The 13,949-nt window shown below is 65.6% G+C and carries 10 protein-coding genes and 2 pseudogenes; 4 read left to right on the forward strand and 8 right to left on the reverse strand.

Features of this window, described 5'->3' with window-relative positions:
- The coding region (locus tag Q8W67_RS26545) for an IS3 family transposase (protein ID WP_305550467.1) at positions 1-309 on the forward strand (309 nt) is incomplete at its 5' end.
- 277 nt (positions 310-586) lie between these two features.
- On the opposite strand, the gene Q8W67_RS26550 is transcribed toward Q8W67_RS26545, so the two are convergent.
- Together Q8W67_RS26550 and Q8W67_RS26555 are read right to left on the reverse strand one after the other, a co-directional pair.
- Positions 587-2,173: a glycosyltransferase gene (locus Q8W67_RS26550; RefSeq protein ID WP_305551211.1), complete on the reverse strand. Its 1,587-nt coding sequence runs from the start codon at positions 2,171-2,173 to the stop codon at positions 587-589.
- Positions 2,174-2,208: 35 nt separating this feature from the next.
- Positions 2,209-3,594 (reverse strand): Hint domain-containing protein, encoded by a 1,386-nt coding sequence (locus Q8W67_RS26555; RefSeq protein WP_305551213.1) that lies wholly within the window; start codon positions 3,592-3,594, stop codon positions 2,209-2,211.
- Positions 3,595-4,050: 456 nt separating this feature from the next.
- Here Q8W67_RS26555 and Q8W67_RS26560 point away from each other — a divergent pair.
- Positions 4,051-4,734, forward strand: a pseudogene (locus tag Q8W67_RS26560) (IS630 family transposase); the annotation flags it as partial.
- Between the two features lie 202 nt (positions 4,735-4,936).
- Here the strand turns inward: Q8W67_RS26560 and Q8W67_RS26565 are convergent.
- Positions 4,937-8,452 (reverse strand): autotransporter domain-containing protein, encoded by a 3,516-nt coding sequence (locus Q8W67_RS26565; RefSeq protein ID WP_305551215.1) that lies wholly within the window; start codon positions 8,450-8,452, stop codon positions 4,937-4,939.
- Positions 8,453-9,385: 933 nt separating this feature from the next.
- Here Q8W67_RS26565 and Q8W67_RS26570 point away from each other — a divergent pair.
- Together Q8W67_RS26570 and Q8W67_RS26575 are read left to right on the forward strand one after the other, a co-directional pair.
- Positions 9,386-9,829: a hypothetical protein gene (locus Q8W67_RS26570; protein ID WP_305551217.1), complete on the forward strand. Its 444-nt coding sequence runs from the start codon at positions 9,386-9,388 to the stop codon at positions 9,827-9,829.
- Positions 9,829-10,221 (forward strand): HNH endonuclease signature motif containing protein, encoded by a 393-nt coding sequence (locus tag Q8W67_RS26575; protein WP_305551219.1) that lies wholly within the window; start codon positions 9,829-9,831, stop codon positions 10,219-10,221. The genes Q8W67_RS26570 and Q8W67_RS26575 overlap by 1 nt, the downstream gene beginning before the upstream one ends.
- A gap of 469 nt (positions 10,222-10,690) precedes the next feature.
- On the opposite strand, the gene Q8W67_RS26580 is transcribed toward Q8W67_RS26575, so the two are convergent.
- The 5 genes and pseudogenes from Q8W67_RS26580 to Q8W67_RS26600 all read right to left on the reverse strand — a co-directional run.
- Positions 10,691-11,011 carry a hypothetical protein gene (locus Q8W67_RS26580; RefSeq protein WP_305551221.1) on the reverse strand — a complete coding sequence of 107 codons (321 nt, stop codon included), beginning with the start codon at positions 11,009-11,011 and terminating at the stop codon, positions 10,691-10,693.
- A 12-nt stretch (positions 11,012-11,023) separates the two neighbouring features.
- A complete protein-coding gene (locus Q8W67_RS26585) occupies positions 11,024-11,776 on the reverse strand; it encodes an FkbM family methyltransferase (protein ID WP_305551223.1) in 753 nt (250 codons plus the stop codon).
- Between the two features lie 51 nt (positions 11,777-11,827).
- Positions 11,828-12,193: a hypothetical protein gene (locus tag Q8W67_RS26590; protein ID WP_305551225.1), complete on the reverse strand. Its 366-nt coding sequence runs from the start codon at positions 12,191-12,193 to the stop codon at positions 11,828-11,830.
- Positions 12,194-12,431: 238 nt separating this feature from the next.
- Positions 12,432-13,226, reverse strand: a complete 795-nt coding sequence (locus Q8W67_RS26595) for an ABC transporter permease (protein ID WP_305551227.1) — start codon at positions 13,224-13,226, stop codon at positions 12,432-12,434.
- Positions 13,227-13,402: 176 nt separating this feature from the next.
- Positions 13,403-13,949: pseudogene (locus Q8W67_RS26600) on the reverse strand (glycosyl transferase); the annotation flags it as partial.

The raw sequence follows: 13,949 nt of genomic DNA on the forward strand, positions 1-13,949 counted from the left end.
CCGGCCGCTGGGCTCATCTGTCATTCCGATCGCGGCAGCCAGTACGCCGCCGAGGCCTATCGAAAGCAACTCGTCGGCATGAAGGCGATACCCTCCATGAGCCGGACCGGCTGCTGCTACGATAACGCCCCGATGGAAAGCTTCTTCCACACCCTCAAGGTCGAACTTGTCCACCCGCGACGATGGGCGACCCGGGACGAGGCCCGACGCGACTTGTTCGCCTACATCGAAGGCTACTACAATCGGCAGCGCATCCACTCGGCACTCGGCTACATCACCCCCGAGCAAGCCGAACGGAACGCGAGCTAAACCCCCTGTCCGTGAAGTCGGGGGAGGATCAGTCCTCGCGTTTGAAGTACAGGGCGGCCACGAGCACCACGGCCAGCGTCAGAAGCCCGCGTAGGCCTGGTACGATCGGGGGCTACGCCTGCGCGGGCTGCGCAGGGCGATGCTCAGCTCAGATGCCATGTCGGCGGACTCCGGTGGTGCAGGCGTTCTGCTGTCCGCGCACGCACAACCCCTGTGGGGTTATTTCGACCCCTTTTCAGACAGATCTTCCAAATCGTACCGTTCGCATAAGGGCGGCCTACGGGACCTCGAGGGCGGGGTCGGTAAGGGTTGGAAGACCCACGACCGCTCGCATCTGCGCGTCCACTCGCGCCTCGCGGCACTGCTCGGCGACAAAGGCTAGACCAGCCTTGGCGCAGGCTCGGTTCAAAGGCTCGTCCCCGTGCAGCGCCGCGATCGACCGCGCCAGGCCCACAGGCGTATCCGCTACCAACTCTGCTATCAGCTTGGGCAGGACAATCCCCTCCGCCGCGGCCGGCGTGCACACGCACGGCACCCCCGCCGCCAAGCTGTCCAGAACCTTGCCCTTCACACCGGCCCCGTAGGCCAGCGGCGCCACCGTCAGCCGAACGCGGTCGAATATGGATTCGAGATCCACCACGTGGCCTACCGCTTCGATGTGAGGGCGCGATGCGGCTAGCGTCCGCAGACTCTCGGGCATGCGGCTACCGACCAGTAGACACGGTTTCGCCGGGCTGAGCGTCGCCACCTCTGGCATCACCGCCTCGATCAGGAGGTGCGCCGCGTCGACATTGGGCCGATGCCCGTAGCCGCCGATGAAGGCCAAGCCTTGCCGCTCTGCAAACGGCACCGTAGTCGGGCGCGTGGAAACCGCCCAGGGCACGACATGGACTCGCTCGCCCGGAATGTGCCGACGCAGCAGCGCTGCCTCGACGATCGAGTGCGTGATCACCGCATCCGCCGCACAGGCCGCGGTCAGCTCCAGGAACCGCAAGTGCTCGGCGTAGGCAGCCAGATCGGCCCGGTCCTCGACGTCAGCTTGCCGGGCGATGCGTAGATGGTGCAGGTCGGCCACGCTGTAGATTAGTCGCGCGCTCCGCTGCGTGTCGCGTGCGAGCTGGCTGTAGCGTCCTGCGGTGTCGACCCGGTGCAGGTACACCAGCGCGAACGCCCCGGCGTTCCGGCGCAGCACCTCCTCGACGGAGGCGTACCAGGGATGCAGGCAGCAGGTGATGCCTTCGGCCTCCAGGGCGGCACCGTCGGCCCAGAGGTCGGTCGGCACGAAGGTGACGGCGTACCCGAGCCGTTGCAGTGAGCGCATGTGCGATAGAATTGCGTTCGAGCCGGCGTCGCGGCCCAAGCCCGGCATCACAGCGTCGATGACGAGAGCGCGGGGCCGGCTCTGGCAAGACAGCACGTTGCGCCGCTCGGCGTGCCCCGACCGCAAGCGCTGCACTTGGTTCAGCAGGAAGGCGAGCCGGCGGTCCCGCTCGACGTCATCGACGGGCTCGGCCAGGGCCTGCGCCAGCCGCTCCTGCAGATCCTCGTCGAACGCTGTAATCGGATCTAGGGCCCGGGGTGAGCCCGGCAGCATCGCGCCGTCACCCTCTTGGCGCACCGCGACCGTGCAGCGGGCGAGCGCCGGCAGTGCACCGGCGGGGAAAGCGAAGTCGAAGCCGTGCCGCCCGTGGCCGATGCCCGCACGCACGAGGTCATCGCGGGGCCGATCAGCGAGGCAGCGGCCGACCACGCGGCCATCGACCGAGACGACGAGGCTGACGGCGGTGTCAGGCGCAGCGTCGTCCCGTGCCCAACCGATCATCTGCCGGTGGGACAGCCAGTCGACGTGCCCGTGCAGCGCCATGGATCGCCCTCGGTGCCGCGCGTTGCCGGCTTGGCTTAGGCGGCGACGGCGATCGCGGCCTCGATCTGCAGCCTGCCGGCCAGTGCACCGTCCGCCGAGCGGCGGACCTCGACCGTGTATGCGGCCAAGGGTGAAAGCGGCTGCGGCAGGTCCAAGTCAAAGGCGTGGCAGCCGTCACCGATGCCGGCAGCCTGCAGGTCGGCCCGGTAGGTGTCGGCGTAAGCCAACGCGACCACTGCGCCATTCACGACAATATCCAGACAGACCGGGCCGTTCGGGTGGGCGAGGTCCTGCGCCCAGCCTGTGATGCGCACCCCGTCGCACAGGTCGAGGTGACCGAGCAGCGCGCCGAACACCCGTGGGGTCGGCACCGGCAGGCCAGCGCGCATGGCGAGGCGGCGGCGCACCGATTCCAGCACGTACCCGTCCGTGACACGCGGAGCGCAGTAGACTGCCTCCGGCGACCATACCGCCTGCCGCGGGTAAAGAGCGCGGAAGCTGGCGGCGTTGTGGAAAATCGCCCTGCCGCCGTCATCGACGAAGCTCTCGGCGGGCGCACCCTCAGCGAGCAGCACGTCGTGACTGTCGAGCTCGATGTGCCAGTAGGTGACGCTATCCACCCGCTCGGCCTTCACGATGGTGACGCCGTTGACGAGGTGCTCGGCGGGGATCAGCACGCCGTCGAGGTAGAGCGCGTGGTCGGGCGAGACCCACAGATCGCGGGTTGGGATGCCGTCGGCGAGCGCCCCAGCCTTCACGCAAACCGGCAGCACGGCGGGGTTCGTGTTGGCGAAGCGGCCGATGTAGCGGCGGGTGCCGATCCACTTGATCGAGCGGTGCTGCCCGGCGACGGTGACGACGACGTCGCCGATAGCCAAGCGCTCGATTACAACCTCCCCGCGGTCGGTGAGGACGCGCGTGCCGGTGCAGTAGCAGGGTGCGTTGTTGGCCGGTGGTATGGGGTTTGTGGCGGGTGGCGTCGGATTGTACGGCGCGGCGGTGACGCTTGAAGCAAATACGTGCGATCCGTTGTCCTCACCATAACCCCCGTTTCCAGACGGGCCGCCCGGAGGCGGAGTGTAACCAAAATTGACGGCATTGGATGGCCCAGGACCTGCCGCATTCGATGTTCCGTTGGTGAGATATGTTAGACCTGCAAATGTAACATACGATGATGGGTAGTTAAGATTTTGAGCTGGATCGATCCAAAATTTATCATCTGCTCCATCGGATTTAGATGGATCGAGGCCAATTATCGTTTGGACTGTGCCACCGACGGTCCGTGTTCCTGAAATAGCCGTGATATTGTATGAATTATCGCTATTCTGTGTGTTGCTAAGCGTCAAAATGGCGTCAACGCTTATGGCGGGGCTGTTGATGCTAGTGTCTGCAGGAATGCTATAGTGAAAGGTCTCTTGCATGTGACGCTCGACGAATGCTTGAACGACCCTTGGAAGGCGTATACCTAGTATATACTGGCGCGGACCATCCGATGGAGTTCCGACGCACTCAGTAAGCACTTGCTGCTAACGAATGTGTTCTCCTCGAGCGACCGCGCGCCCACTCTTCTTGTCAGGCATGCAATAAAACCGATACGTCAGATTTCTGACTGCGAATGTAGTTTTCGTGTCACATTCCACAGGTCCGTTGATAAATCCCTTCGAGGAGTAGTTTGCATTTTTGTGATTGGGCCTTTGTCTGAGGCGTATGAGGCTCCGTCCGGCCAACAATACTAAGTCTCGTTGAGCCGGACTCACGCAGGTTAGCGGTGCGGAAGGGGAGGTGATTCTGTCCTCGGGTTTGGAGCCTGGGAGGATGGGATGGCCGCTCCTGTGTCACTACGGCCGGACAACGAAGCCGAGGCCCTGTGTGTCCTGGGGGTCTCGGTTTCCGAGCAGACGCTGAACCGGGTTCTGCAGAGCATGGGCTACCGGAAGCTCTCAGCCCGTCCGCGCCATCACGCTCAGGATCAGGACACCATCCCCGCATTTAACGTATCGTCCGCCCGCCTGGCAGAGATTGCGCAGGCCACGGGCGGCAAGCCGATAGAGGTCTGGTTCTGCGACGGGGCTCGGATCGGGCAGAAGAACGCCCTCACCCGCCGCTGGGCACGCCGGGGGACACGGCCCTCAGCGCGCAAGGACCAGTGCACCGCCTCCGCCTACCTCTTCGGCGCAATCTGCCCGGCTCGTGGCACGGGAGCCGGGCTATTCATGCCTCGCTGCACCACGGAGGCGATGAGCCTGCACCTGGCCGAGATTGCCAGGGCCGTCGCCCCCGGCGCGCAAGCCGTGCTGCTGCTCGATCAGGCTGGCTGGCGCGCCACCCGGAAGCTCGTGATCCCTGCCACCATCACCCTGCTGCCGCCGCCAGCGCGCTCGCCCGAACTGAATCCGGTCGAGAACCTCTGGCAGTTCATCCGTAAGAACTGGTTCGGCAATCGGATTTTTGCTTCATACGAGGCGATCCTCGACCACTGCTGTGACGCCTGGAACAAGCTCATCGACCAGCCCTGGCGCATCATGTCCCTCGGCCTGCGCGCCTGGGTCCATGAGTTCTGATCAGTGAGAGTCGGTATCAGATGCCATGTGGGCGGAATCCGGTGGTGCAGGCGGTAACGCTGTCCACGCACGCACAGCGCCTGTGGAGTTGTTTCGACCACTTTTCAGACAGATCTTCTAATCCGTACCGTCCGCTTACGGCGGCCTTAGGGAACCATGGTCGGTGCGGGGTGAGCGGCGATGAGCAGGCCCATAGCGTCGCTCACCAGCGGACGTTGAAGCTGCCCTTCACGGCATGGTCCTGGGCGCGGCTGCCGACTTGGCCGGTGTAGTTCACACCGATGGTCGTGTTGGCCGCCACCTGCCATTCGAGCCCGGCCGAGGCCACCACCGCGTCCCGGGCGATCGGCACGCCCGCCGTCAGGAACGCTTGGCCACCACCCCCGAACGCCAGCAGCGCTTGGGGGACCACGTCTCCGAACGCCCGACGGTAGCCGATCAGGCCCCGCGCCACGAGCGGCATGTCCGTGTTGAACAGGGCCGACAGCAGCGCCTGCCCCTGCATGCCCACCGTCGCCGTCTGCACATCGTAGGAGCGGCCGTAGATGGTGAGCGCCGAGGCGCCACCCACTTCCGAAAATCCGTCGCGGCGGATGTGGATCGCCGCCCCGCCCACGAACGGTTCGACATAGCCCGTGCCGAAGCCGACCCGGTAGCCGGCCTCGCCGAAGCCCTGCACCGTGTCGCCGCCGGCGTTGCCGGTCACGGCTTGGCTAAAGCCAGGGAACAGCACCGTGCGTCGGGTGTCGAGAGCGTTGCCGGCATAAGCCCCGCCGAGGCGAACCTGCACCGGACCGAGGGCGCCGCGGGCGTACACTGCCCCGAAGCCGCTCTCGATCTGCGCGGTGGACTGCCGCGCCGCCACGTCGAGGGCGGTGAAGCTGTAGCCCGCCGCCACGCCCACGCGCAGGTCGGACACGCCCGGTAGCGTCAGCGCCCCGAACCCCGTCTCGATACCCAGCACGAAGCCGCCGGTCTGGCGGGTGAGCCGGGCAGCGTTACCGTTGCCGCCCGTGCTGCCAAAGGCGCCGAAGCCCTGACCCCACGCGGCATAGTTTGGCGTCGTCGGCCGCACCGGCACGAGGCCGATCACCGGACCGCCGGGGAGGTCGGCCGAGTAGGCCGCCGGGAGGGTGGTGCCGGGGGCAAAGCGCTGGCCGATCGTACCCGTCAGGCCCGGACCGCCGGAGCCGAGGCCCTGGGCAAAGCCGTCGCCTGCGCCGAAGCGCAGGTGGTCGAGGATCGCCCCCTCGACGACGAAGGCAGTCTGGGCGATGGCCGAGATTGCGCTCCCCTGAACCTCGCCCGACAGGCTGTTGAGCGCCTGCACCGCACCGGGCGCCGTCTGGTTCAGTACCGCCACCGCCACCTGTGCGGCCGGCGTCAGCGGTGCTGCTGTGGTCGTGGTGGCTGCGGCCGTGCTGGCGGTGGCCGTGCTGGCGGTGGTCGTGCTTGTAGTGGTCGCGGTCGTCGCAGCGGAGGTGGCCGTGGTGGCGCTCGGCGCCGTCGTGGCGGCCGGCGCGCTCGCCATGCTGGTGACGGCGGCCTGGACGGCGGTGCCGGCGCCGGTCTGGTTGATCGTGGTCGCCACGCTGGTGACCGGCGCGGCCTGGGTCAGGGTGAGGCCGACCGTGTTGGCGCCGTAACTGAGCGTCGGCGTCAGGAAGGCGAGGTTGGTTGTGGTCTGCAGGCTGGTGAAGGTGCCCGTGAGACCGCCCGCTGCCGAGAGCAGGGTGTAGGTGGTGGGTGTGTACGTGCCCGTGCCTGCGCGCACATCCACGGTGCCGCCGTTGATCGTGGCAGTGCCGGTGGCGGTGATGCGGTCGCCTGCCGTGGGGGTCAGCGCGACGCGGTAGGTCGAGCCGGCGGCGAAGGTGACGTTGCCGGCGACGTGGAGCGTCGTGGGCACGCCCGCGACCGCGCCGGGATGGACGAGGCCGCCCGTGGCCACCGACAGGCCGCCGACCGCGCCCGCGCCGGCGAGCGTGCCGCCGCTGTTCACGGTTGCCGCAGAGACGAGCGACCCGGTGACGTTAAGGATACCGCCGCTGACCGTCGTCGCGCCGGTGTAGGTATTGGCGCCGGACAGGGTGACCGTGCCGGTCGTGGTCTTGGTCAGGGCGCTGGTGCCGGTCAGCACCGCCGAGACCGTGCCTGACTGCACGTCGAAGGCGCCGGTGCTGGTGAGCGTGCCGTTGGCGAGCGTGCCACCGGTGAGCCGGAGCGACGTGGCGGTCTGCGTGGCGCCGTTGAGGTCGAGGGTGCCTGCGGTGATCTGATAGGCCAGCGGCGTCCCCGGCGTGCCGGTGACGGTCCAGGTGCTCGTGCCGGACTTCTGGAGGATGCCGAAGCCCTGGTATTGCGTCGCTCCGTTGGCCGCCCCGATCTGGGCGAGGCTGAAGCTCGCGTTGGTGCTACCCCCGAGCCCGAAGGTGTCGGCGGTGGAGAAGGCCGCGACGGTCCCGGTGATGACCGAACTCGACGTGATGGTCAGGCTGTTCACACCGCCCGTGAAGCTGATCGCTTTGCCGGCTGCGCCGTTCGTTGCGTTACTCCCGCCGGCCCCACCCGCGCCCCCGGTGATCGTGCCGCTGTTGATGACCGTGAGGTTCGCGCCGCTGATGCCGGCGCCCCCGGCACCGCCGGGGCCACCATTGCCGAAGGAGTTGGTACCGCCGGCGCCGCCGTTGCCTCCCGCGATGGTGCCGCTGTTGGTGATCGTGAAACTCGTGCCGCCGATGCCGTTGCCCCCGGCCCCGCCGCCGCCGCTGCTGCCGAAAAAGCCGGCTGCACCGCCGGCGCCGCCGTTGCCGCCCGCGATGGTGCCGCTGTTGGTGATCGTGTGGTTGGCGCCGCTGATGCCGGCGCCCCCGGCACCGCCGTTGCCGCCGTCGTCGAAGGAGGGGGATGAAGCGCCGGCGCCGCCGTTGCCTCCCGCGATCGTGCCGCTGTTGGTGATTGTTAAAGTCGTGCCGCCGATGCCGGTGCCCCCGGCGCCACCGGCGGCAGAGGTACCGCCGACGCCGCCGTTACCGCCCGCAACGGATCCAGCCGTCAGCGTGAGACTGGCCCCCGCCGTTGTGAAGTACAGCCCAAGGCCACCGTCACCACCGCTGCCCCCCATGAAGCCGGCACCGCCGCTGCCCCCGAGACCGCCGACGATCGTACCGGCGTAGGTGCTCGCGGTTGCCCCCGTGACTAAACCGCCGTAGCCGCCCGCACCGCCGCCGCCGCCGCCGCCATTGCCACTGCCGCCAGTGCCGCCATTGCCGCCGTTGCCGCCGGTCAGATCGCCGATGCCGAGGCTCGCCGTGCCGCCGCCATTGCCGTTGTAGCCACCGCCACCACCACCACCGCCGCCGTAGCCGGTGGCCGGCGAGCCGCCGGTGGACCCGTCGCGGGAGCCGGGCGTGCTCGCGGTGCCGCCCGCCCCGCCCGCCCCGCCGGCATTCGCCGCCTCGTTGCCGCCCCGGCCGCCGGCGCCCCCGCCGGCGCCGCCACCGCCGCCGCCAGGGCCAAAGGTGCCGCTGGGAACATCCGCGCCCGCGGTGCCGGGATTGCCGATGTAGCCGGCGCCACCGGTGCCGCCTGCATAGGGCCCATTCGATGCGCCTTGGCCGCCATCGGCGCGTGCGATGCCCGCTCCGAGGGAGAATGCCACCGTCAGTGCCGTCGAACCCGCCAACGCCCGGCGCAGGCCGCGCCGCATCACGATCATTGCCGCGCCATCGGCCGTCGTCCTCTGATCCTGTCCGACAACCGCGAATCGGGCCATCGAAAGCCAAGTGCAACTGCTACGTGAACCCCAGGGTCGAGCCTAGGCCGCTTCCGGTTTGCGGGACGGACGTGGCCCATACGCAACACAGTCCGCATAGGCCGGCTTCGCACATTCCGGCCGACACCCCCGTCTCATCGTTCCTGGCCTGCATCGCCGCGACACTGCTCGCCGCTCCAGAAGTGCCTGGCGCGCGGCCAGCAGTGTCGCAGCGTTCAACGCCACTCTGATGCTGGCTCCGGTGGTGATGACGATTGTTAGGCTCTGGGAAGCTCCATCAGGGCACCGACTACATTCGACTGGACTGCCGCGACGAATGGAGCGTGAGTGGTCGCGTCACGGGATAGCGAGCTCCCGCGAGTCGAGGCGAGAGGATTATGAGCAGGCCCAGTCTGAGCCAGACGCCTCGTCCCCCCGCGAGCCACGTGCGCCCGACCAACGTGGCCGCGCGGTTGGAAGTCATCCGGACCTGCGCCGCCGAGGACACGGAGGCCGAAACGGGGTGCACGCCCTTCGATACCGACGCTCTGCCGCAGGGGGCCGCCGCACTGCATGGCGCCCTGTGCCCGAGGGGCCGAATGCGGAGAGCGTTCAGCGGTCCGATGCCGGCGGACTGAGGCTCGCCACCGGCTGCCGGGCATAGGGACCTACACGATCGCGTCGCCCCGCAGGCTCATCGAGCCGCGTGCGGGGTCGGGGCAGTGGCGGGGCTGATCCCGCCGCGAGCTCGAGGCGCGTCATGCAAACCCGACATCCGGTCCAGATCCGCCCCCTCCCCGCACCGCTTGATGGCGACCCGGCGCCGATACCCCGTTGCCGTGCGGCATCGAGCCTGCGCTTCACGCCGTCCTCCTCTCCATCGGCATGAGGGCGGCCATGTCCAACCGCAGCATCTCCTGGGCCGCTGCCTTGCGCGAACTGAAGGCTGACCGCTCCGCCCCCTCCCCTGTGCGCGAGGAGCGCCTGTGCACGAGCACGGGCCTGCGCGGCGCGCCCGCCCTCGCCATGAGCGCTTGGCGGGGGCACTCGGGCCGGCGCTATGTCGTCGTGGTCCAGCCGCTCGACACCCTTGATCTTGTCGCCGAAGACGCCGCGCTCGTCCTCGCCGTCGCTCGCGCGGCGCAGGGACAGGGTGCGATCGTCGCCGCCCGCGCCTGCGAGAGGGGCGATCCCGGCTTTCTCGGCTGGCTCGCCGCTTGCGCCGGCCTCGGGGCGCGGGAACTGCACGCCTACCGTCTGGCCGAGACGGCCGCCGAGCGCGCGGTGATCGCGGCGGATTTGGGCGGCCCGACCGCAAGAACCTCTGCGGGAGCGGAGTGATGGCCCGGCGGGAGTTCAGCAAGGCGGTGCTGCGGGCCGCACTCGCCCGGGCGGACGGGCGCTGCGAGGGGATGCTCACGGACGGCAGCCGCTGCCCGTGCACGCTGCAGGTCGGCCGGTTCCACTACGACCACATCATCCCGACCGCCCTGACGGAGGACGCCTCACTGGCGAACTGTCAGGTGCTGTGCCGGCCGTGCCACGCAGCCAAGACGGTCGTGGATATCGGCACGATCGCCCGGGTGCGCCGGGTGCGCGACCGGCACGCGGGCATCGTGGATCCGTACCGGCGTCCGCTGCCGGGCAGTAAGGCCAGCCCGTTCAAGCGGCTGATCGGCGGCGGCGTCATCCGTCGCGCCACCGGCGAGCGGCTGGATAAGCAAAATCGATGACGGGCTTCCGAGGCGATCTGCCCGCGATGAGACAGGACACGGCAGCGCTAAAGCCTCCCGAGCGTAGAGAGCAGTCATGATGGTCTTCGCGGGCCGCTTCTGTACGCCACTCCGCGATCAACTCGTCGGACAAGCTGCTGCCTTCGTTACGAGCTGGCGCATGAGCTTACGAGCGCTGGAGATAGCGGCATTTCTCGATCGGATATGAAGCTCCCCGTTGGTCAATTCGATCACAACGGTACCGCCAACGTTGAAATCGAGTTTACAGGGGAAGCTTGCCGGAATTATCAGCTTGCCCAAATTTTAATTTTGACTGCTCTCGACGCAATGCCCCCCAGATCCGTTTTCCGCTAAGCGGAAAATTAAAGCGAGAATCGATGCAAGAAAATGAAGACAACCTAATTTTAATACCACAGGGCGAGGCCGAGCAGAGCCATCGATCTTCGAGATGGATAGCTTAAGCGATGGCCTAGGGAACCGGCAGCTGCTGTTCCAAGTGTGCACGGAGAATAGAATACTGCGCAACAACTTTATCAAGTTTGTCGGCGTTCGATCTCCTGATCCGGTCTGATCCGTGGTGGGGCCGATAAGTCGTCGCATAAAAGGCGGCGTTTGCTTTCAGCTTCGTGGCGACGAAGGCAAGGTCGGCCGACCAGACGACTTCTGTGCGGACCCGATCGAGACGCCTCGATATCTCCACCCATTGCAGGTCAAGAGCAATGCCGCTGCCCATCTGCTTAAACAGATCGAACATCGAATCCAATATTGCGAGCGCTTTTTCTGCCGACACCGAACCGAATCCCTAAACAGTTGGGCTCAAGAGATCGGGTCGTACATACCAGTCGTCGAACATGGAAAGTTGCCTGAATCGCCGACGGTATCCCAAACCGGTCAGCAAGTCGTATATTCTCTCGCGGCTCTCCGAAAAATTATGCTCGATGCTGATAAGAGCGATATCATGCTGCGCGAAGTCGAAATTCTGGAGTACATCGAACTCGCTGCCCTCGACATCGATGCTCATGTAGTCGATCCGTTTCGGTGCGCGGGCCTCCGAGAGAAATTTTCCCAACGAGATCGTCTTAACCGGATATTCCGAGCCGTCTTGACGAAAACCCGAATGAAAATCGCTCCCAACGAAATCTGTCATGCCCGATAATTCGCCGATGTCGGCCTCATTGAACAGGACTTCAACGCCGTCGGTCTTGTAGACGCATTTATCGCTGATGTAGCAGTCGCGGTTGCGGTATAGCGCCTCGTGCCAAGCTCTGGCAGGCTCGGCGACAGCACCCTGCCAGCTGAAAGTCTTCTCGAGAAGAAGGGTGTTGCTGAGGCTCACGCCATCGCAGGCGCCGAATTCAACAAAATACCCGTTCCGCTTCTCTTTCAATTCAAACAAAACCCAAATATCTTGCAACAGTTGTGAATTTGAGTACGGGGCCATTTTCGTGGCGAAGGAGAGAAAATCGAGCTCGCGGCTAAAAATATGGGGGCGCGCGTGTAGATTAGATCTCAAATTTATCAAAGCGTTGAAAACTGTCAGAAGCTCGACATCCATAATTCGTGGGTCCGGCTTTCAAGTGCGAATGGGCAGGTGGTACGCCGAGGTCTACGAAAGCCGAGCCGCGATTGAGGCATGGGACCGAGTGGCCGGCCGTCGAAGAATCTTGTTCGAGACATCAAAAAGGACGGCGTGTTGAAGCGCGTCGGGCCCATGCGAAGGGACAGCGAGGGCCGCCTTTCGAACCGCGGCGAGGAATTTTTTGCGACTGAAACCGTAGGGCCGCAAGCTCGCCAGCAGGGAATCCAAGAGGATCGCCATGGCTCCGGATTGCGCCCGCGCCTGATCGCGGGACGCGTCGCGATCGCGTAGGGCATCCGCGAGTTGGGATTTAAGGATAGTCAGCTCGATTTTCTGCTGCTGTATCTGACGAATGTATCTCGTTCCGACATCATCGATGAGGTTTTCCGTCATGCGAGAACCTGAGCTGAAGGATAGCAACAGTATCGGGAGCTGTCAGAGGCGACGGAGGAGGTGCATCGCCGATCGGCCGCCATCATCGAACGTGTGGCACCACCGCCCCGCCTGAGTGGCATCAGACCATCCTTGAAGTCATCTACAAGAGACCAGCCGATAGACTTGACCGTTCAAGGCGCAGTCCAAATCACGGTCGTGAGCCTGAGATGGACGAAGCGAAACGGGTAAGTCCGGCTCAGCCCTGAATCTTGCTGACGACATGCTTCACCAGAAACAGGCCGATGCTCGCGGCGGTCAAGCCGAACATAATGACGTACAAATAGTCGACATGGATTCCAGCATAAGGATAATAGGCCGACCTCACCCATTCCGCGCATTGGAGAGCGGGATTGAATTTCATCCAATAATAAATCTTATCAGGCATGTAGCTCGGCAAGAACATGACGCCGCTGGATACATACATGATGATGCTGAACAGCGCGTAGCCGATCATCCATCCGGGAAAAAATCCGATGATGGCGACGTTGATTGTCCCCACTCCAATTCCCAGGACGATCGCGGCCACGTAGCCACAGACGGCGGTGAGCGGATCTGCAGGGACCGGGTTGGTTCCTATCGCAATCAGGACGGACGTAACGACCAACAAGGCGAGGAATCCGGTCACAATTTCAACCAGGATGCGGGAAAAGACGAGATCGAACAGTTTGACCTGAGGATAATAGGTCAATGGCCGATTCATGATCACGGATTTCATGACTTCGCGGGAAATATACTGAAACACCAGCACCGGGACGGCGCCCGTGGCAAAGAATAACGGTCTGCTGTCGCCGAGCGGCGCTGCCAGCTTCTGGAAGGTGTAGATGGCGATCAGCATGAAGACGTGTACGCAGGGCCAGAGGACTACCACGGCGTAGCCCCAGATCGAGGCTCCGAAGCGCGTGCGCATGTCGCGCAGGATCAGCGCGTGCAGGACGTGCAGGTAGGACTCGGCCGGGCTCTTCTGCATCTGAGCCGTCGGGAGAGCGGACATCGGGATTGGCCTCTGCGGTTCGCTGCATGCTTCGCCGAAAAAATGGGCTAAAGTGCGTTGACCGGATCGGTAGCGATCCTGGGCCGCTCCCCCCCTGCTCCGGCTTCCGGGCGGATTGCCTCAGGGAGGGCCGGGTTCACGACACCGGCGGGGACCCCTCGCGGTGGCAGCGGGCGTCACACCGTCAACGCATAGTAGTCGCGCATCAGGTCGTCATAGGCGGCGGCTCGGATCGGGATGGACTGTCGCTCACGCGCCGAGATGTCGATCGCCATCAGCCGGTCGTTCAGGCCGGTCGGGTCGGAGGCCAGGGCGTAGGGCAGGACGTGGCCGTTCGGGTCGGCGCGGAGCCACTCGCCCTGCGCGCCGAGATCGAAGGCGACCACCGGCAGGCCGGTCCGCAGCCCCAGCGTTAAGGCGTACGAGTAGGTCTCCGGCCAGATCGCCGGCAGCAGGACCAGGTCGGCTGAGACCTGCTGCAGGAGATCGAGCGTCTCGTCGTCCTCAAAGTGATGACCGGTCTCAGCTATCTGAACGGCCGCCCGCGCAACCCGGTCGAGTGTCGGATCGTCGTTGGCGTAGCGCCCGGTCTGGGCGACCCCGACCCGCGCCAGCCCGCCGGCGAGCGCCGGGTCGGAGAAGCCCACGACCGCAAACCGCAGCGGCAGGTCCCGGTCCTGCGCGTCGGTGGCCAGCGCCTGCAGCAGCAGGCCGCCCTTCGTC

Origin of the sequence: Methylobacterium sp. NEAU K, assembly GCF_030700285.1 — a bacterium.
In the GTDB taxonomy this organism is placed as follows: domain Bacteria; phylum Pseudomonadota; class Alphaproteobacteria; order Rhizobiales; family Beijerinckiaceae; genus Methylobacterium.